The organism is Staphylococcus sp. CWZ226, assembly GCF_018986355.1.
Taxonomy (GTDB): Bacteria; Bacillota; Bacilli; order Staphylococcales; family Staphylococcaceae; genus Staphylococcus; species Staphylococcus simulans.
Genome location: NZ_JAHMSB010000001.1, coordinates 105332 through 126579, shown reverse-complemented (window position 1 = coordinate 126579; position 21248 = coordinate 105332). Strand labels below are relative to the sequence as shown.

The following is a 21248-nucleotide window of genomic DNA, read 5'->3' as shown; positions in this document are numbered from 1 at the left end:
AATGCTTAAATATAAAGGATTAGAAGGAAAACATGTATTAGTAGTTGGATTAGCGAAAAGCGGATATGAAGCGGCTAAATTACTACACCATCTTGGTGCAGAAGTTACTGTCAATGATGGCGGGGACCTTTCCAAAGATCCGCATGCGAAAGATTTAAAAGAAATGGGTTTAACTGTCATCGGGGGACATCATCCATTATCTTTATTGGATGACAATCCAATCATTGTTAAAAATCCAGGTATTCCCTATACTGTGCCATTGATTGAAGAAGCAGAAAAGCGTGGTTTGAAAATTTTAACGGAAGTCGAATTGAGTTATTTGATTTCAGAAGCACCGATTATTGCGGTAACTGGGACAAATGGTAAAACAACAACGACTTCGTTAATTGGCGACATGTTCGACAATAGCAGACAAAAAGGTCTGCTTTCAGGCAATATCGGTTTTGTAGCATCTAAAGTTGCACAAGAAGCAAAATCTGAAGATTACTTAATTACTGAGTTGTCATCTTTCCAATTGCTTGGTATCGATACGTATCGTCCACATATTGCGATTATTACGAATATCTATTCAGCGCACTTAGATTATCACGGTACTTTAGAAAACTATCGTGATGCGAAACGACGTATTTATAAAAATCAAACTGAAGATGACTTCTTGATTTGTAATTACAGTCAACGTCATTTGATTGAAACAGAAGGCTTAAAAGCCAAAACATATTATTTCTCTACAAATCAAGAAGTTAACGGCATTTATATGAAAGACGGATATATCGTCTTGAATGGTTTACGTATTATTCATAAAGATGATATTGTGCTTCCTGGTGAACATAACTTAGAAAACATTTTAGCTGCTGTACTTGCAGCAGTGTTAGCAGGTGTTTCTATTGATGCGGTCATTCATACACTAACAACATTCTCAGGTATCAAACACCGTCTGCAATATATTGGTTCGAACAAAACGAACAAATATTATAATGACTCGAAAGCAACGAATACTTTAGCAACGCAATTTGCGTTGAATTCATTCGAACAACCGATCATTTGGTTGTGCGGTGGGTTAGATCGCGGAAATGGATTTGATGAATTGATTCCATACATGAAGAATGTGCGTGTGATGTTGACCTTTGGTGAAACACAAGATAAGTTGACGAAGCTTGGTGAAAGCCAAGGCAAGTATGTGGTACGTGCAACAGATGTTAAAGACGCAGTGGAGAAAGTTCAAGATATTATTGAACCAAATGATGTGGTCTTATTATCACCAGCATGTGCAAGTTGGGATCAATACAATACTTTTGAAGAACGAGGAGATGTTTTCATCGACAGTTTTCGTTCACATCTCCCTTCGAAGTAGGAGGGTGATGATGGATGGCAGACAAAGTACGAAAAATTGATTCAGAGTACTTAAAAGAAAAACGCCGAAAACGCAGAGCAAAACAGCGGCGCGTTCAACTTATAATATTTGGAACACTCATAGCGTTAATTATTCTGATAGTATTGTATATGTTCACGCCAATTAGTAATATTGACCATGTAGAGGTTAAAGGCAATCATTATCTTTCTGATAAAGAAGCGAAACAAGCTTTGGATTTAAAGAGAGATACTAAAATCTACATGTTCGGCAAAGGGAAAGCCATCAACAAAATGAAAGAAAATCCTTTCGTTAAAGACGTACAGATCAAGAGAAAATTGCCGAATAATTTAGAGGTGAATGTTTCTGAGTATCAATTGGTCGGATTGTTAGAAGATAAGGGCAAATATCATCCAGTGCTTTCAAATGATCATATTTTAAAAGATTATAAAGGACAAGTACCGAATGATGCGCCAGTGATATCAGGTTTTAGTGAATCACGACGCGATAAAATGATTCAAGCTTTATCGGAAATACCGACAGAAATCAGACAATCGATTTCTGAAGTAGAATATGCGGATGATAAAGACAACCGCAATAAAATCAGATTGTATATGAAAGATGGCATTCAAGTCATCGGCAATATACGCACGATTGCAGATAAATTAAAATATTATCCTGAAATGGTCAGCGCACTAGAACGTGATGACTCTGGTGAACTGAAAAAATCAGGTTATATTGATTTATATGTCGGTGCTTCATTTATTCCATACAAATCTTCTTCATCAACATCATCAGACAGCAGTGTGAAATTGAAAGAAGGTACAGCAATGGAAGATAAAGCGAAAGATGAATTGCAGAATACTTTGAACAAAATTAATGACCAAATGAAAGACGATAAGACAACAAAAGATAATTCTCAGAAAGAAAGTAGTACAAATAATTAAAAAAGTCTTGAATATCATGTGTTTATAGTTCACAACCATAGAAACGTATTGTAAACTAACTATAGTGTATTTTTTAAAGAAATTGTCAGGAGGTGCCTATCTATGGAGGAACATTACTATGTAAGTGTAGATATTGGTTCATCTAGTGTAAAAACAATAGTAGGCGAAAAATTTCATAATGGAATTAATGTGATAGGTACAGGACAAACCTATACAAGCGGAATTAAGAATGGCTTAATCGATGATTTCGATTTAGCTAAACAAGCTGTTAAAGATACAATTAAGAAAGCTTCAATCGCGTCAGGCGTTGATATTAAAGAAGTATTCTTGAAATTGCCGATTGTCGCTACTGAAGTTTATGATGAAACCAATGAAATCGAATTTTATGAAGATACTGAAATAAACGGAAGACACATTGAAACTGTGTTAGAAGGCATCAGAGATAAAAACGACGTTGAAGAAACTGAAGTGGTGGATACATTCCCAATTCGTTTCATCGTAGATGGCGACAACGAAGTTTCTGATCCGAAAGAATTGATTGCAAGACATTCGTTAAAAGTTGAATCAGGTGTTATTGCGATTCAAAAATCAATTCTTGTCAACTTGATTAAATGTGTAGAAGCTTGCGGTGTGGATGTATTAGATGTTTATTCTGATGCATACAACTATGGCTCAATCTTGACGCCGACTGAGAAAGAGTTAGGCGCATGTGTGATTGACATTGGCCAAGATTTAACGCAAGTAGCATTCTTCGAACGCGGCGAGTTAGTTGACGCTGATTCATTCGAAATGGGCGGACGTGATATCACTGATGATGTTGCGCAAGGCCTTAACACATCTTATGCGACAGCAGAAAAAGTGAAACATCAATATGGTCATGCATTCTATAACTCAGCATCAGATCAAGATGTTTTCTCAGTTGAACAAATCGATAGTGATGAAGATGCACAATTCACGCAAAAAGATTTAGCAGATATTATCGAAGCACGTGTAGAAGAAATCTTCTTCAATGTCTTTGATTTACTGCAAGAATTAGGATTGACGAAAGTCAACGGCGGATTTGTGGTAACAGGCGGTTCAGCAAACTTGTTAGGTGTTCGTGAATTATTGCAAGATATGGTTAATGAGAAGGTAAGAATACATACACCTTCACAAATGGGAATCAGAAAACCTGAATTCTCATCTGCAATTTCAACGATTTCTAGCAGTATCACTTTTGATGAATTATTAGATTATGTTACAATTAGTAATCATGATAATGAAGAATTTGAAGAGGAAGTAATCGAGTCAGAACCTAAGCCGCATACTGAAAAAGCAAGCGGTTTCGACTGGTTCAAGAAAAAACAAGCTAAACCGACTCATGAAACACCTGCTTCAGGTGAATCAATTGAAACAGACGAAGTTTCTGAAACACCAGAAACACACAATACTAAGCAAGAAACTGATTATAACTCAGACCAATCTCATGAGAAACAAGAAGAAAGTAAATTTAAAAAATTATTGAAATCTCTATTTGATTGATTGCCCATTAAAACTAGGAGGAAATTTAAATGTTAGAATTTGAACAAGGATTTAATCATTTAGCGACGTTAAAAGTCATTGGTGTCGGCGGCGGAGGTAACAACGCTGTTAACCGAATGATTGACCACGGAATGAACAATGTTGAATTTATTTCAATCAACACTGACGGTCAAGCATTAAACTTATCTAAAGCTGAGTCCAGAATCCAAATCGGTGAAAAATTAACACGTGGTTTAGGTGCTGGCGCGAACCCAGAAATTGGTAAAAAAGCTGCAGAAGAATCTCGCGAGCAAATCGAAGACGCTATCCAAGGCGCTGATATGGTATTCGTAACTGCTGGTATGGGTGGCGGTACTGGTACAGGTGCTGCACCAGTTGTTGCTAAGATCGCGAAAGAAATGGGTGCATTAACAGTTGGTGTTGTAACTCGCCCATTCAGTTTCGAAGGACGTAAACGTCAAACTCAAGCTGCTGCAGGGGTAGAATCAATGAAAGCAGCTGTTGATACATTAATCGTAATTCCAAACGACCGCTTATTAGACATCGTTGACAAATCTACGCCAATGATGGAAGCATTCAAAGAAGCGGATAACGTATTACGCCAAGGTGTACAAGGTATCTCAGACTTAATCGCAGTATCTGGTGAAGTAAACCTTGACTTTGCAGACGTTAAGACAATCATGTCTAACCAAGGTTCTGCATTAATGGGTATCGGTGTTTCTTCTGGTGAAAACCGTGCAGTTGAAGCAGCTAAAAAAGCTATTTCTTCTCCATTACTTGAAACATCAATCGTTGGTGCACAAGGTGTCCTAATGAACATTACAGGCGGAGAATCATTATCTTTATTCGAAGCACAAGAAGCGGCTGACATTGTACAAGATGCAGCAGATGAAGATGTAAACATGATCTTCGGTACTGTTATCAACCCTGAATTACAAGATGAAATCGTAGTTACTGTAATTGCGACTGGTTTCGAAGACAAACCAGCTACTCATGCACGTAAACAATCTAATACAGGTTTCGGATCTAGCGCAACAAGCTCAAGTGCTTCAAGCGACGAAGGTATCGGTCATGCGCCAAGATCTCATAGTTCTGAATCATCAAGCGAATCAAGAACACACACTACTAAAGAAGATGATATTCCAAGCTTCATCAGAAACAGAGAAGAAAGACGTTCAAGAAGAACTAGACGTTAATCTCTTTCTATAAAGTTTGCATTGAGCAATCAACCATAGTATCACGCAAGATTAGATGCAACAGGTCATCGAGTGGTCTAGTGAGAACAATAATCTAAAGTGTCATCAGATCGATTGATCTGATGACACTTTTTATATATTTGAATATAAGCGCAATTAGCTTTACTATTAAATTGACAACCTAGTTTAAAAGGCATCAATCTATAAATAGGAGAGATTATTATGCCAGAGAATTTTAGCAAACAACCACATTATTTAGAACATACGGGTGCGAAATCAGAAGGGATTACTTTAGGATTCACTACCAGAGAAGGCGGACAGAGTCCGTATCCAGAAAACGCGTTTAATATGGCATTATATATCGATGATGCTGCTGAAAATGTACATGCCCATCAACGTATCATTGCTGATGCCATCGGTTATGATAGAAAACAATGGATCTTCCCGATTCAAACACATGGCACAAATGTTGTTGAAGTGACAACAGACGACGCAAATACAAACATCGATACATTAACAGATGCTTTGCATGGAGTAGATGGTATGTACTCATATGATTCAGATGTATTATTAACGATGTGCTATGCCGATTGTGTACCTGTTTATTTCTATAGTCCAAAACATCATTTTATTGCATTAGCACATGCAGGTTGGAAAGGTACAGTTGGCCGTATTTCAGAAGAAATTTTAGAACATATCATTTTTGATTTGAAAGATCTGCAAGTTGTGATAGGTCCTGCGACTTCAAATAGTTATGAAATTAATGATGACATTAAAGCGCAATTTGAAGCCTTACCTGTTGATGCATCAACATTTATTGACACACGTGGCGAAGATCGTCATGGCATCGAATTAAAAGAAGCGAATCGTCAATTACTTATCCGAGCAGGTGTACCGAGTGAAAATATTGACGTAACAGATTATGCGACTTCTGAGAATTTGGACTTATTCTTTTCATATAGGGTAGAAAAAAGTAAGACTGGCCGTATGTTGGCATTTATCGGACAGTAAGAAGTAAGGAGTAATTGGAATGAATGTGAAACAAAATCTAGAACAAATCAACGAACATATTACGAAAAGTCTTGAGAAAGTCCATCGTGACACCAGACCGAACGTGATTGCTGTAACAAAATATGTTACAATAGAGCGAGCTAAAGAAGCATATGATGCTGGCATCAGACATTTTGGGGAAAATCGTTTGGAAGGTTTCCAAGCTAAGCGAGAAGCATTGCCAGATGACGTGGTGATGCACTTTATTGGCACATTGCAATCACGTAAAGTCAAAGAAGTCATTGATGACATTGATTACTTACATGCATTAGACCGTAAAAGTTTAGCGAAAGAAATCAATAAACGCGCATCACATGTCGTTAAATGTTTTGTTCAAGTGAATGTTTCTGAAGAAGAAAGTAAACATGGTCTTGCTTTAGAAGAAGTAGATGCATTTATCGAATTACTTGAACAATATGAGAACATTCAGGTCGTGGGTCTGATGACAATGGCACCTTATACAGAAGATGAAGCAGAAATTAGACAGATTTTTGAAACATTAAGACATAAACGTGATGAAATTCAAGCAAAACAATTAGATTATGCGCCATGCACTGAATTATCTATGGGCATGAGTAATGATTATGAAATTGCTGCAGAAGAAGGCGCAACCTTCGTACGAATCGGTACTAAACTAGTAGGGAAAGAGGAGTGAGCCAATTGGCTTTAAAAGACCTATTTAACAATTTTTTTGTCATAGAAGAAGAAGAGGAAGTTGCTGATCGTCAGCAACCTACAAAAAATACTGCACAAGCTGAACCAGAACCTCAAACACAAGCTACTACAACAGCGCAGCAAACGCAATCAACAAATAATAATAATTACTATAATGAAAGACAGCGAGCAATTAAGACTGTCCCTAAACGTCAAACACAAAGCAATCGATTGCAGACGTCTTCCAATGAAAGGAAGTATCAAATGGCTAATCACACAAACAATGACCCTTCAAGAAATGTAGTCAATATGAACGCTGGGAACTTGCACGAAAGTTCAAAAATGTGTTTATTCGAGCCACGTGTCTTCTCAGATACGCAAGATATTGCAGATGAGTTGAAGAATAGACGTGCGACACTCGTCAATTTACAACGTATTGACAATGTTTCTGCGAAACGTATTATTGATTTCTTAAGCGGAACAGTATACGCAATCGGCGGAGACATCCAACGTGTCGGTAATGATATTTTCTTATGTACACCAGATAACGTAGAAGTAGCTGGCAGTATTACAGAAGATATTGATACGTCTGAATTTGATTATGAATGAGGTAACCAGCTATGAGTTTAGTTAATGTTTTAGCGCTCTTATTTAATGCGATAGAGATATTGTTGACAGTGTATTACTGGGGTATGATTTTATACTTCTTTATGTCATGGATACCGAATGCGCAAGGTTCTGCATTTGGACGTTTCCTACGTAAGATTTACGAACCGTTTTTAGCACCATTTCGTAAAATTATCCCGCCAATCGGTATGATTGATATCTCAAGTTTAGCCGCTATCTTTGTGTTGATATTCTTCCAAAGAGGCTTACATGCGATATTCGTACTGATTCTGCAACAATTAGTTTAATAAATCATGAAAGGTATGCCGAATTTCATTGGAATCAGGCTGCCTTTTTCTTTTGTCAGGGGTGAATTCACATAGATATATATCAACACTTTAGAAGAGAAGAACAACCTATCATCACAATGTTGATGGATAAAGTACAACAAGCAGAACGCAATTATGCGTCGGTGTTAACACACTTTCTAGATCCAAGAGCACAATATATTTTAGAAGTCATCGTCAATAGCTTCGATGATTTACAGGTTTCATTTAATGGCGGCAATCCATCTAGTGAACGTAAGCGTGCAGTGATTGCGCCAGATTACTTTGAACCGACTGAAGAAGATTTTGAGCTGGTGCTGTTTGATTTAGAGTATCCTGAAAAGTTTGCGTCAATTGATCATCGTAATGTGCTTGGAACGTTGATGTCACTCAGTATTGAACGCGATCAGCTCGGCGATATTATTGTAGGCGATAAAATTCAGTTTATTTTGACAAAGAATATTAAATCGTATATAATGTTGGAATTAAAGCGAATCAAGGGTGTACCGGTCAAACTGCATGAAGTACCACTAGAAGATATGATACAATCAAAAGAGGATTGGACGCTCCATCAAGCAACGGTCAGCGCAATGCGCTTAGATGTTGTGTTGAAGGAAATGATTCGTAAATCACGTTCAATTGCGAAACAATATATTGAAAAGAAACGTATCAAAGTGAATCATACAATTATTGAACGTCCAGATTTCCAACTAGAACCTGGAGATTTGCTGTCGATACAAGGACATGGCCGTGCGAGAGTGACTGAAATCGGTCATAAAACAAAGAAAGACAAACTGCGCATAGTATATGAAACTTTATTCAAATAGTGTATGATTAAGGAGGACAATATAAGATGTCTTTTACACCGAATGAAATTAAAAACAAAGAATTTTCTAGAATTAAGAATGGCCTTGAACCCACTGAAGTCGCTGATTATTTAAGCCAACTCAGTCAAGAAATTGAACATTTAAAAGAACAGAAAAAACAACTTGAAACAGTTGTAGAAGAAAAAGAAAATAACTTAAAAGCGTACAAAGAAGTACAACAATCAGTAAGTGACGCTTTAGTTCAAGCACAATCAGCAAGCCAAGAAACAAAAATGGCTGCGACAAAAGAAGCAGAAGCGATTATTGCGAAAGCAAAAGCAGAAGCAGATCGTATTGTGAATGACGGTGTGGAAAAAGCAAGACGTTTATCTTTCCAAACAGAAGATATGAAACGTCAATCTAAGATTTTCCGTTCTCGTTTCCGCATGTTAGTGGAAGCTCAGTTAGATTTATTGAAGAATGATGATTGGGATTACTTATTAAACTATGACTTAGATGCACAACAAGTCACAGAAGAAAACTTCCAACATTTACATCAAAATGATGTGACTGAACAAGAGAAACAACAAGCACAAGCACAACAAGCTGAAGCTCAAGAAGGCACACCAGCACAAAACGAAACAGATAAAGAACAAAAATAATAATTGAATTTTGTAAAACAGACGCGTAAGAATTAAGTGAACATATCAACATAACAGCGAGTTAGGGATGGTGCGAGCCTAATATATGTTTAATTCTTATATCACTGTTTTATCCAATCATATAGGTAAGAATGAAGAGAACTCTAAGTTGAGTTAATCAGGGTGGTACCGCGGTTAATCGTCCCTGTTAATTGAACTTAGAGTTCTTTTTTATATTTTAAGGAGTGAAAATTAATGAACTACAAAGAAACGCTATTGATGCCGAAAACAGACTTCCCAATGCGAGGGGGATTACCAAAGAAAGAACCAGAAATCCAAAAACAATGGGACGAACAAGATTTATACCATAAAATCTTAGAAAAAAATAAGGGAAATGAAACTTATATTTTACATGATGGCCCACCGTATGCGAACGGTAACTTACACATGGGACATGCCTTAAATAAAATTTTAAAAGACTTTATCGTACGTTATAAATCAATGCAAGGTTACTATTCACCTTATGTTCCTGGTTGGGATACGCATGGTTTACCAATTGAACAAGCGTTAACGAAAAAAGGTGTTAAGCGTAAAGAAATGCCTGTATCTGAATTCCGTGAATTATGTAAGGAATTCGCTTTAGAACAAATCGATATTCAAAAGAAAGACTTCAAACGTTTAGGTGTGAATGGTGACTTCAACGATCCATACATCACATTAAAACCTGAATATGAAGCAGCACAAATCCGTTTATTCGGTGAAATGGCTGACCGTGGTTTAATCTATAAAGGTAAAAAACCAGTTTACTGGTCACCATCAAGTGAATCATCATTAGCTGAAGCGGAAATCGAATATCATGATAAACGTTCACCATCTATCTATGTGGCATTTGACGTTAAAGACGGCAAAGGTGTTGTAGATGAAGATGCGAAATTCATTATCTGGACAACTACACCTTGGACATTACCTTCAAACGTTGCGATCACAGTTCACCCAGAATTGAAATATGGTCAATATAAAGTGAATGGTGAAAAATATGTTGTAGGTACTGACTTAGTAGAAGAAGTTGCTGAAGCATTAGATTGGGATAAAGACGCAATCGAACTTGAAAAAACATTCACAGGTAAAGAATTAGAATATGTTGAAACACAACATCCATTTGTTGATCGTGTATCATTAGTTATCAATGGCTTACACGTTACAACTGACGCTGGTACTGGTGCGGTTCATACAGCACCTGGACACGGGGAAGATGACTATATTGTCGGACAAAAATATGGTTTACCTGTTATCAGCCCATTAGATGATAAAGGGGTCTTCACTGAAGAAGGCGGCCAATTTGAAGGTATGTTCTATGACAAAGCAAATAAAGCTGTCACAGACTTACTTAAAGAAAATGGTTCTTTATTAAAATTACAATTCATCACACATAGTTATCCACATGACTGGCGTACGAAAAAACCGGTTATCTTCCGTGCGACACCACAATGGTTCGCTTCAATCAGTAAAGTACGTCAAGATATCTTAGACGCAATTGAAGAAACACACTTCAAAGTCGACTGGGGTAAAACACGTATCTATAACATGATCCGTGACCGTGGCGAATGGGTTATCTCACGTCAACGTGTTTGGGGTGTACCACTTCCAGTCTTCTACGCTGAAAATGGCGACATCATCATGGATAAAGAAGTCATCTATCATGTAGCGAACTTATTTGAAAAATATGGTTCAAATGTATGGTTCGACCGTGAAGCGAAAGACTTATTACCTGAAGGCTTCACACATCCAGGCAGTCCAAATGGTGAATTCACAAAAGAAGAAGACATCATGGACGTATGGTTCGACTCAGGTTCATCACACCGTGGTGTATTAGAAACACGTCCGGAATTGTCATTCCCAGCTGACCTTTACTTAGAAGGTAGTGACCAATATCGTGGTTGGTTCAACTCTTCTATCACAACTTCAGTTGCGACACGTGGCCAATCACCATATAAATTCTTACTTTCACATGGTTTCGTAATGGACGGAGAAGGTAAGAAAATGAGTAAATCATTAGGTAACGTTATCGTTCCTGATCAAATCGTAAAACAAAAAGGTGCAGATATCGCACGTCTATGGGTGAGCAGTGTAGACTATTTATCTGACGTACGTATCTCTGATGAAATCTTAAAACAAACTGCGGATGTTTATCGTAAAATCCGTAACACATTACGTTTCATGTTAGGTAACGTTAATGACTTTAATCCAAGCACAGATGCGTTGGATGAAGCGGACTTATTAGAAGTCGATCGTTATTTATTAAATCGTTTACGTGAATTCACAGCGAATATTATCAAACACTATGATAACTTCGACTACTTAAACATCTATCAAGAAGTTCAAAACTTCATCAACGTTGAGTTAAGTAACTTCTATTTAGATTACGGTAAAGATATCTTATATATCGAAAAACAAGATTCACCAAAACGTCGTAGTATGCAGACAGTACTTTACCAAATCTTAGTCGACATGACTAAATTATTAGCACCAATCTTAGCGCATACAGCTGAAGAAGTTTGGTCATATATCCCTCACGTAGAAGAAGAAAGTGTACATTTAGCAAATATGCCTAAAGTGGTTGAACCAGACACAGCATTACTTGAAAAATGGAACACATTCATGAAATTACGTGACGATGTGAACCGTGCTTTAGAAAGTGCACGTAACGACAAAGTTATCGGTAAATCATTAGAAGCGAAAGTGATCATCGGAAGCAATGAACACTTCGATGCGACTAGCTTCTTAAAAGACTTTGAAAACTTACAACAATTATTCATCGTATCTCAAGTGGAAGTAGAAGATAAAGTTGAAGATGGTACTGAATACTATCACGGCGACATCAAAGTTGTTCACGCTGACGGTGAAAAATGTGAAAGATGCTGGAACTACAGCACTGAACTTGGTTCAGCAAACGGCTTAGATCACTTATGCCCACGTTGCCAAGCAGTTGTAGAAACTTTATAAGTCACACATTGTTAAAATAAAGCTTAAAGTAAAAATGAAGCACTCTGACTAACCCTCAGAGTGCTTTTTTCAATGTATAGACTGTGAGCCAATCCTGAGTAATTGAGTCGAAAACTCGGTATAATGAGTAATACGCTTATGGAACGTCAATGAAAATAGACAGAAAGGAGCGACGGCATTGCGTCAATTAGGAGAAAAACATTACGTCAATGGTGTGACGTTAAATGTGAGAGATAAAGAAAACTTAAAACACTTTTATGAAGAGATATTAGGATTTAATGTGATTAATGAAACGTATACTTCTATTCAATATGAAGTAGGAGATTCAAAACATCGCATTGCCTTACATCAAATAGATGATGGCAGAGAGCCATTAGTATCAGAAGCAGGATTATTTCATATCGGTATTCGCTTAGGTTCGCACGCGCATTTAGCGGATTTAATGGCACACTTAACGGAACATGAAATCCCGTTAAATGGTGCGGAACATAATGTCAGTACGTCATTATATTTTACAGACCCTGAAGGTAATGGCTTTGAATTTTATGCGGACCAACCGGAAGAAACCTGGGATTTTGATAAAGAGAATCGTGTGATTATGGATACAAGACATTTATATGCCTCTAAACTAATGAACTTACGTTCACGTGATGGATGGCAAGGTATTCCAGATGACAGTATGATTGGTAATTTACATTTGAAGACGGTACGTATTTCTGAAGTGAAAGATTATTACTTAGCACACTTTGGATTAGAAGAATCTTCTTTTGTGAATAAATCATCGCTCTTTATGTCATCAAACGGTTATCATCATACTTTAGCTGTCAATCATTGGATGTCTAGTATGCAGCGGATGGAAAATGATGATACGTATGGTTTAACATTAGTAGATTTCCATTATCCAGAGACGACACATACTTGGCTAAAAGGACCGGACGGTATCGCATTTCGATTTAATTATCTAGGAGTTTGATAATCATTGAAAAAACTAATTTCAGCAGGTGTTATGTTGGTCGTCCTTGGTGGAGCAACATATGTGGCAGTCGACCATCAAGATGAGATTGAACATTATATAGAACAGATGAAACCTGATCCTATGGCATTTAATCCGTACGATGATGGAGAATGTACGGATTATGTGTTTGAGAAAGTCAAAGATGACGGTAATATGATTGGTAAAAGTTGGGGAGATGCGAAGTACTGGGCAGACAAAGCTGAAGAAGCGGGTTACACAGTGAATCAACAACCTAAAGCTTCATCACTCTTACAATCACCAAGAGGTGAAGAAGGTCATGTCGCATACATTGAACATGTGAATGATGATGGTTCATTATATGTGACTGAAATGAATTACGTTGCGCCTCATAAAGTGACTTCACGTACGATTCAACCACAACAAGTTCAAAACTATCATTATATTCATCCAAAAGAGAATCCAAAGACACAAGATACTAAAGAAGCTTAATTGATAATTTTAGTATCTGTTCTACTGGCAATTTGTTATAATATACAATGTTGTTATGAAGAAGTGAAAGGTCAGTATACATCATTGTGATAACACAATAGATGAGCTGGCTGCTTCAAGGAGGAAGACATGAGAAAATCATATTTCATCGGTGCCACGTTATTTGTGACCTTAGCGGTACTGATTTTAGACCAATTTACTAAAGCATATATTGTAAAAACAATGTCAGTAGGCGACTCATATTCAGTCATTCCAGGATTTTTAAACATTACCTCTCACCGTAATACAGGCGCTGCATGGGGAATACTCAGCGGCAAAATGGGCTTTTTCTTTTTAGTTACGATTATTGTATTAGGGTTACTTACTTATTTCTACGTTAAAGAAGCAAGAGGTCATTTCTGGATGCAGATGGCAATCAGTTTATTATTTGCTGGTGCGTTAGGTAATTTCATCGATCGTATGAAAAATGGTGAAGTGGTCGATTTTATTGATACGTATATTTTCGGTTATGATTTCCCAATCTTTAATGTTGCGGATTCTAGTTTGACTGTCGGTGTCATTTTAATTTTGATTTTGTTGTTGTTTGATTCTAAGAAAAATAAAGTGAAGTAAAGGAGTGTTGAAATGACTCAATTTGATTTTCAGATTACAGAAGATGAACACGTTGGCCAACGTATAGATAAATTCTTGCCTGAACAAAACTCTGATTGGTCACGTAGCCAAATCCAAGATTGGATTAAAGAAGGCTTAGTTGAAGTGAATCAAAAAGTTGTGAAGGCGAATTATAAAATGAAGAAGAATGATCAAGTTCAAGTGACGGAGAAGGAGACGGTTGAAGCGGATATTCAACCTGAAAATTTGGACTTAGACATTTATTATGAAGATGAAGATGTGGCAATTGTTTATAAACCTAAAGGTATGGTTGTGCATCCATCACCAGGTCATTACAGTGGTACACTTGTAAATGGCTTAATGTATCAAATCAAAGATTTAAGCGGCATTAACGGTGAAATCAGACCCGGTATTGTCCACCGTATCGATAAAGATACATCAGGTTTATTAATGGTTGCGAAAAACGATATTGCGCATAGAGGTTTAGTTGAACAGTTAATGGACAAAACTGTAACGCGTAAATATACGGCATTAGTTCATGGTAATATTCCACATGACTACGGTACAATCGATGCGCCAATCGGCCGTAATAAAGTAGACCGTCAAGCTATGGATGTTGTTGATGATGGCAAAGATGCGATTACACACTTCAATGTGCTAGAACACTTTAACAATTACACGTTAGTAGAATGTGAACTTGAAACAGGACGTACACACCAAATTCGTGTACATATGAAATACATCGGTTATCCATTAGTTGGAGATCCAAAATACGGACCGAAAAAAACAATGGACATTGGGGGTCAAGCCTTACATGCAGGTGTCATCGGCTTCACACATCCAGTAACTGGTGAATATATCGAAAGAAAAGCACCTCTTCCAGATTACTTTGAGGAAATCCTTGAAGATATTCGCACTAGAGAAGCGTAAATATTTTTAGGTAGAGACATTTGTTCTCTGCCTTTTTTATTTTTTTATAAGAATTTTTAGAGGAATTATCCTTAATATTCACTGAAGATGTTCACAATTGATTAAACTTTACTATAAATATTTAAGTCAAGAGTACATTTACGATATTATTAATCATATAATAGAATTGAAGTGATAAAAGAAATTTTATAGAGGATTAATTTGAAATGGGAGGATTTTATGGCAACAATTGGATTTGAAGAGAAATTATGGAAAGCTGCAGACAAGCTAAGAGGTAGTATGGATGCTGCAGAATATAAAAGTGTTGCATTAGGTTTAATATTTTTAAAGTATGTATCTGATGCATTTGAAGAAAAATATGAAGAGTTAAAAAACGATCAATATTCAGATGAAGAAGATAAAGATGAATACCTAGCAGAAAATATTTTCTGGGTACCACAAGAAGCACGTTGGTCTTATATCAATGAAAATGCGAAGAAACCAGAAATTGGTCAAATTATCGATAGAGCAATGATCGCAATTGAAAAAGAGAATGAATCTTTAAAAGGCGTTTTGCCGAAAGATTACGGACGTCAAGATTTAGATAAAGAAAAACTTGGAGATATTATTGATTTATTTACCTTTAAAGTTGGAGATTCTAACGCTAAAAAACAAGATGTGTTAGGGCGAGTATATGAATACTTTATCGCTAAATTTGCGAGTGCAGAAGGTAAAAATGCTGGTGAGTTCTATACTCCATCTTCAATAGTAAAGTTATTAGTTGAGATGATTGAACCATATGAAGGTAGAATTTATGACCCTTGTTGTGGATCTGGAGGCATGTTTGTGCAAAGTGAAAACTTTATCGCTAAACATCAAGGTCGATTAGATGACATTGCGGTTTATGGTCAAGAATCTAATCCAACGACATGGAAATTAGCGAAAATGAACTTAGCTATACGTGGAATCGATAATGATTTAGGAGAAAGAAATGCGGATACGTTCCATCATGATCTACATAAAGGATTAAAAGCAGACTTTATATTAGCGAATCCGCCCTTTAATGCAAGTGATTGGGGACAAGAACGTCTATTAGATGATTATCGTTGGAAATTAGGTATCCCACCAAAAGGAAACGCCAACTATGCATGGATAGAGCACATGATTTCTAAATTAGCACCTAGTGGGACAGCCGGTTTTGTATTGGCGAATGGTTCAATGTCTACAAGTAATAAAGAGGAATTAGCAATTCGCAAAAATTTAATAGAAGAGGACTTAGTAGAATGTATTGTGACCCTACCAGGCCAGCTTTTCTATTCAACACAAATTCCTGTTTGTCTATGGTTTATTACTAATAACAAAGGACAAAATGGCAAAAAAGAACGTCGTGGAGAAATCTTATTTATTGACGCGAGAGAAATCGGTCACATGGTAACACGTACATTAAAAGAATTCTCACAAGAGGATATACAAAAAATTGCTGGTATCTATCATGCTTGGAGAGGTACAAGTGAAGAGAAATATAAAGACGAAGCAGGATTAAACAAAGTCGCAACAACTGAAGAAGTACGTGAAAATGAGTATATCTTAACACCAGGTAGATACGTTGGCCTAGCTGAAGTTGAAGAAGACAGTGAACCATTTGAACAAAAAATGGAACGCATCACTTCAGAACTCAGCGAACAATTTGCCAAATCCAAGGAGCTTGAAGAACAAATCAGAAAGTCATTGGAGGGATTGGGTTATGGAGTTTGAAGAGTATAAATTATCCCAAGTTGCATACTATAAGAACGAAAAAATTAGTACAGAAAGTATTAATATAAAAAATTATATCTCTACAGAGAATATGTTGTCAGAAAAAAGAGGTATTCAAAATGCTAACAAATTACCTGAAACAAAATCTGTAAAAAAATATGAAATGAATGATATATTAATTTCAAATATCAGACCATACTTTAAAAAAATATGGTTTTCTAATAATAGTGGAGGTGCCTCTAATGATGTAATTGTAATTGACACTCTAAATAATATTGTTGTAAATGATTATTTATATTACTATTTATCTCAAGACTCTTTTTTTAATTACATGACTCAAACGTCAAAAGGAACTAAAATGCCTCGAGGAGATAAAGAAGCAATTATGAACTATGTTATTAAAGTTCCTGATTCAATATATTTACAAAAAAGAATAGCTGATTTTGGAAAAAGCATTGATAAAAAAATTGAAATCAATAAAAAAATTATTGCAAACCTTGAAGAACTTTCTCAAGCTCTATTTAAACATTGGTTTGTAGATTTTGAATTTCCTGATGAAAATGGAAATCCATATAAATCTAGTGGTGGAGAAATGATAGAAAGTGAATTGGGTAGGATGCCTAAGGGGTGGAGTATAAATCCTTTGGAAAATATTATGGCTATAAAAAGCGGTAAAAGACCATCCCGAAAATCGGAAATTGAAAATGAAATATATAATATCCCAATAATTGGTGCTAGTAAAATTATGGGATACACTGATAACTTATTATATGATGAAAAAATTTTAGTGATGGGAAGAGTTGGAACACATGGTATTATTCAAAAATATTATGGTCGTACTTGGCCTTCGGATAATACATTTGTTATAAAGAGTGATTACTTTGAATATGTGTTTCAATACTTAAAAATTATAGATTATAAGTCACTTAATAGAGGGTCAACACAACCTTTGTTATCACAAAAAGATATTAAAAAATATTCAGTAAAATCACCAGACGATATCACTTTGGTTAAAGAATTCGAGGACGAGGTTTCAAATTTAAATCAACTTATTAAAATAAAAAATGTTGAAAATGAAAAACTAATTTCTCTCCGCGACACCCTCTTACCTAAATTAATGTCTGGTGAACTTGAAATACCTGAGGATGTGGAGGTGGATGAAGGTGAGTTATAAGTTCAGTGAAGATGATTTAGAACAGATAGCATTAGAATGGTTTAGTGAATTAGGATATGAAATAAGACATGGTAAAGATATTAGTTATATAAGTGTATCGCCTGAGCGTGAAAGTGATAAAGATGTTGTGTTGAATGGAAGATTAGAAGCGGTTATGAATAAGATAAACCCTAATGTGCCCTGTAAGGTAATTCAACAAGCAATTCATGAATTAACAGTTGAGAAGTCACCGAATTTATTAGAAAACAATCGTAATTTTCATGAACAATTGATTAATGGTATTGAAGTTGAACATTATAATGATAATGGTGAAACTGTTTATTATTTAGTCAATATCTTTGATTTTCAAAATCCTGAAAACAATAATTTTTTAGCTGTTAATCAGTTAACAGTCGTTAATGGTGATTATAATAAACGGCCAGATATTGTACTGTTTATTAATGGTTTACCTGTAGTCGTAATTGAGCTGAAAAATATTACGAATGAAAATGTTGGAGTTGAAGAAGGTTATCATCAGCTTCAAACATATAAATCAACGATCCCACAATTATTTACTTACAATGAAGTGTTAGTGACAAGCGATGGTGTGAATACGAAAGCAGGGGCTTTAACTGCAGATTATGATCGTTTTATGACATGGCGCACACGTGATGGTAAAACAGAAGCTTCGTCAAATATGGAAAGTTTAAGTGTACTTATTCATGGCATGTTAAACAAAGCAGTATTGCTAGATTTGATTCGTTATTTTGTGCTATTTCAAGATGAAGACGATGATATTGTTAAAATTTTAGCTGCATATCACCAATATTATGCTGTGAATAAAGCTGTCGAAAGTGCCATAGAGTCATCATCTGAAAATGGAGATGGCAAAGCAGGAGTTGTGTGGCATACACAAGGTTCAGGTAAGAGTTTAACCATGGTGTTTTTCACAGGTAAGTTGATTCAAAAATTGAATAATCCTACAATTGTAGTAGTAACTGATAGAAATGATTTGGACAATCAATTGTTTGGAACGTTCGTAAAGTCTAAAGGACGATCTGGTAAAGGCTTGTTGAGACAAACACCTAAACAAGCAGATACTTCAAAACATCTGAAAGAGTTATTGTCCGTAGAATCTGGTGGTATTATTTTTACTACCATGCAAAAGTTCGAACCTGAAGAAGGACAATCTTCTATGGAAGCTTTAACTGAAAGGAAAAATGTAATTGTTATCGCAGATGAAGCACATCGAACACAATATGGTTTTAAAGCTAAACTTGATGAAACATCAGGCCGATTCAAGTATGGTTATGCAAAATATTTAAGAGATGCGCTACCTAATGCTTCGTTTATTGGTTTTACTGGCACACCTGTTGCATCTACAGATAAGAATACTCAAATGGTATTTGGCCATTATATAGATGTTTATGATATGACTCAATCCGTTAAAGATGGTAGTACTGTCAAAATCTTCTATGAAAGTCGTGTAATACCATTAAATCTTCCAGATGACTTAAATATTGATGAATCTTATGAAGAAATCACAGAAGGTCAAGAAGATGATGTCAAAAGTAAGTTGAAGTCTAAATGGTCACGTATTGAGGCATTAGCTGGAGCAGATGCTCGAGTCAAAACTTTAGCAAACGATATTGTTACGCATTTTGAAGAAAGACAAAAAGCAATCTTCGGTAAAGGGATGATTGTGACGATGAGCCGTCGTATTGCTGTGAAATTATATGATGAAATCATTAAACTTAAACCTGAGTGGCATTCTGATGACGATCACAAAGGTGCGATTAAAATCGTTATGACTGGCTCTTCAAGTGATCCAGAAAAATTTCAAAAACATATAGGATCTAAGAAACGTCGAAATGTATTAGAGCATCGTATGAAAGATGTAAATGATGAACTTAAATTAGTCATTGTGTGTGATATGTGGCTAACAGGTTTTGATGTACCTTCATTGCACACTATGTATATTGATAAAGCAATGAAAGGTCATAACCTAATGCAAGCAATTGCGCGAGTAAACCGTGTATTTAAGGATAAGCCTGGCGGTTTAATCGTTGATTATATTGGTATCGCAGATAGTTTGAAAGAAGCGCTTAAAGAATATACAGAATCCGATAAAGATCAAACAGGTATAGATACAAAGAAAGCATTAGAAGTGTTGTTAATGAAATACGATGTTGTTAAAGATATTATGCATGGTTTTGATTATTCTAACTTTAACTCAAGTAAGAAGTCAGAACGTTACTATGTAATTTCTAATACGATGAACTATGTTCTAGGATTGAAGAAAGATGATCAAAAGCTATTTATTGATACGGTTACTGAGTTAGGAAAAGCATATGCGTTATGTGCAACAGAAGTAGAAGCTCAAAAATTAAATGATGAAATCGCTTTTTTAAAAGCAGTAAAAGCTGCTGTTGTGAAGTTGATACAGCCACCAAAAAATGATGGTAGTAACAATAAAACGCCCGCCGAAATAGAAGCTGAGATTAAACAACTTATTTCCAAATCCGTGGTAACTGAAGAAGTAGTTGATATTTATAAAACTTTAGGACTAGAAAATCCTGATATATCTATACTATCTGATGACTTCTTAAAAGATGTAGCTGTGCTAGAACAAAAGAATGTTGCGATAGAGTTGTTGAATAGGTTGCTTAAAGGCAAAGTTAAAGCAATGCTGAAAACCAATGCGACATCATCAAAGAAATTCTCTGAAATGTTAGATAGTTCTATTCAAAGATATAATAATCGTTCAATTCAAGCTTCCAAAGTTATCGAAGAATTAATACAATTAGCAAAAGATATGCAAGAAGATCAAGCTAGAGGTAAAAATTTAGGTTTAAGTGCAGAAGAAATTGCATTTTATGATGCACTAGCATCACATGAAACAGCTAAAAAAGTTATGGAAGATAAGGAATTAAGAGTTATAGCCCACGAATTGACTAAAACTGTAAGACAAAATATGAGTATTGACTGGCATAAGAGAGAAAATGCTAAAGCCAAAATGCGTTCAGCTGTTAAACGTTTATTACGAAAATATGGTTATCCACCAGATTTAGAGAAAGATGCTGTAAAACAAGTAGTTGAACAAGCAGAATTGATGGCAAGTAGCTTGTAAATGATTTATTATAAACATAATTAGTAACCAAATTGCTGTCGGTTTATAGTTTGAGCAAGTTTAATTACGTTTTTTAGAATTAGGTAAAAGATTTAAAATTATATCTTTTAGAATGAAGTAGAACAT

Annotated in this window: 18 protein-coding genes; all 18 read left to right on the top strand. The window is 35.8% G+C overall.

What is annotated here, in order from left to right:
* The first annotated feature begins 1 nt into the window (after position 1).
* The 18 genes from murD to KRR19_RS00495 all read left to right on the top strand — a co-directional run bounded on the left by murD (position 2) and on the right by KRR19_RS00495 (position 21122).
* A complete protein-coding gene (gene murD / locus KRR19_RS00580) occupies positions 2–1351 on the top strand; it encodes a UDP-N-acetylmuramoyl-L-alanine--D-glutamate ligase (RefSeq protein WP_023015773.1) in 1350 nt (449 codons plus the stop codon).
* A 14-nt stretch (positions 1352–1365) separates the two neighbouring features.
* On the top strand, positions 1366–2295 hold the full coding sequence (locus tag KRR19_RS00575; protein WP_057510999.1) for a cell division protein FtsQ/DivIB: 930 nt from the start codon (positions 1366–1368) through the stop codon (positions 2293–2295).
* Positions 2296–2397: 102 nt separating this feature from the next.
* Positions 2398–3816 (top strand): cell division protein FtsA, encoded by a 1419-nt coding sequence (ftsA, locus tag KRR19_RS00570; protein ID WP_002480595.1) that lies wholly within the window; start codon positions 2398–2400, stop codon positions 3814–3816.
* Between the two features lie 29 nt (positions 3817–3845).
* Complete coding sequence (ftsZ, locus tag KRR19_RS00565; protein ID WP_156666857.1) at positions 3846–5012, top strand: cell division protein FtsZ; 1167 nt, start codon at positions 3846–3848, stop codon at positions 5010–5012.
* Between the two features lie 222 nt (positions 5013–5234).
* Entirely contained in the window at positions 5235–6023 is a 789-nt protein-coding gene (gene pgeF, locus KRR19_RS00560) for a peptidoglycan editing factor PgeF (protein ID WP_156666856.1), read from the top strand.
* A 19-nt stretch (positions 6024–6042) separates the two neighbouring features.
* Positions 6043–6717 carry a YggS family pyridoxal phosphate-dependent enzyme gene (locus KRR19_RS00555; protein ID WP_002480598.1) on the top strand — a complete coding sequence of 225 codons (675 nt, stop codon included), beginning with the start codon at positions 6043–6045 and terminating at the stop codon, positions 6715–6717.
* A 5-nt stretch (positions 6718–6722) separates the two neighbouring features.
* The gene (locus KRR19_RS00550; protein ID WP_002480599.1) at positions 6723–7325 is read left to right on the top strand and encodes a cell division protein SepF; all 603 of its coding nucleotides are present in this window, start codon (positions 6723–6725) and stop codon (positions 7323–7325) included.
* An 11-nt stretch (positions 7326–7336) separates the two neighbouring features.
* A complete protein-coding gene (locus KRR19_RS00545; RefSeq protein ID WP_002480600.1) occupies positions 7337–7630 on the top strand; it encodes a YggT family protein in 294 nt (97 codons plus the stop codon).
* A 71-nt stretch (positions 7631–7701) separates the two neighbouring features.
* Positions 7702–8475 (top strand): YlmH family RNA-binding protein, encoded by a 774-nt coding sequence (locus KRR19_RS00540; protein ID WP_340096634.1) that lies wholly within the window; start codon positions 7702–7704, stop codon positions 8473–8475.
* Between the two features lie 26 nt (positions 8476–8501).
* A complete protein-coding gene (locus KRR19_RS00535) occupies positions 8502–9116 on the top strand; it encodes a DivIVA domain-containing protein (protein WP_002480602.1) in 615 nt (204 codons plus the stop codon).
* A 234-nt stretch (positions 9117–9350) separates the two neighbouring features.
* Positions 9351–12098: an isoleucine--tRNA ligase gene (gene ileS / locus KRR19_RS00530; RefSeq protein WP_057511002.1), complete on the top strand. Its 2748-nt coding sequence runs from the start codon at positions 9351–9353 to the stop codon at positions 12096–12098.
* A gap of 178 nt (positions 12099–12276) precedes the next feature.
* Positions 12277–13071 carry a VOC family protein gene (locus tag KRR19_RS00525; RefSeq protein WP_105978347.1) on the top strand — a complete coding sequence of 265 codons (795 nt, stop codon included), beginning with the start codon at positions 12277–12279 and terminating at the stop codon, positions 13069–13071.
* 6 nt (positions 13072–13077) lie between these two features.
* Entirely contained in the window at positions 13078–13563 is a 486-nt protein-coding gene (locus KRR19_RS00520; protein ID WP_002480606.1) for a CHAP domain-containing protein, read from the top strand.
* A gap of 129 nt (positions 13564–13692) precedes the next feature.
* The gene (gene lspA / locus KRR19_RS00515; protein WP_002480607.1) at positions 13693–14175 is read left to right on the top strand and encodes a signal peptidase II; all 483 of its coding nucleotides are present in this window, start codon (positions 13693–13695) and stop codon (positions 14173–14175) included.
* Positions 14176–14187: 12 nt separating this feature from the next.
* Complete coding sequence (locus KRR19_RS00510) at positions 14188–15105, top strand: RluA family pseudouridine synthase (protein ID WP_156666853.1); 918 nt, start codon at positions 14188–14190, stop codon at positions 15103–15105.
* A 219-nt stretch (positions 15106–15324) separates the two neighbouring features.
* Positions 15325–16839, top strand: coding sequence for a class I SAM-dependent DNA methyltransferase (locus KRR19_RS00505; protein ID WP_216733392.1), 1515 nt, complete (start codon positions 15325–15327; stop codon positions 16837–16839).
* Positions 16829–18013, top strand: a complete 1185-nt coding sequence (locus KRR19_RS00500; RefSeq protein WP_216733391.1) for a restriction endonuclease subunit S — start codon at positions 16829–16831, stop codon at positions 18011–18013. The genes KRR19_RS00505 and KRR19_RS00500 overlap by 11 nt, the downstream gene beginning before the upstream one ends.
* Entirely contained in the window at positions 17997–21122 is a 3126-nt protein-coding gene (locus KRR19_RS00495; RefSeq protein WP_242543459.1) for a type I restriction endonuclease subunit R, read from the top strand. Before KRR19_RS00500 ends, KRR19_RS00495 begins: the two co-directional genes overlap by 17 nt.
* Positions 21123–21248 lie beyond the last annotated feature (126 nt).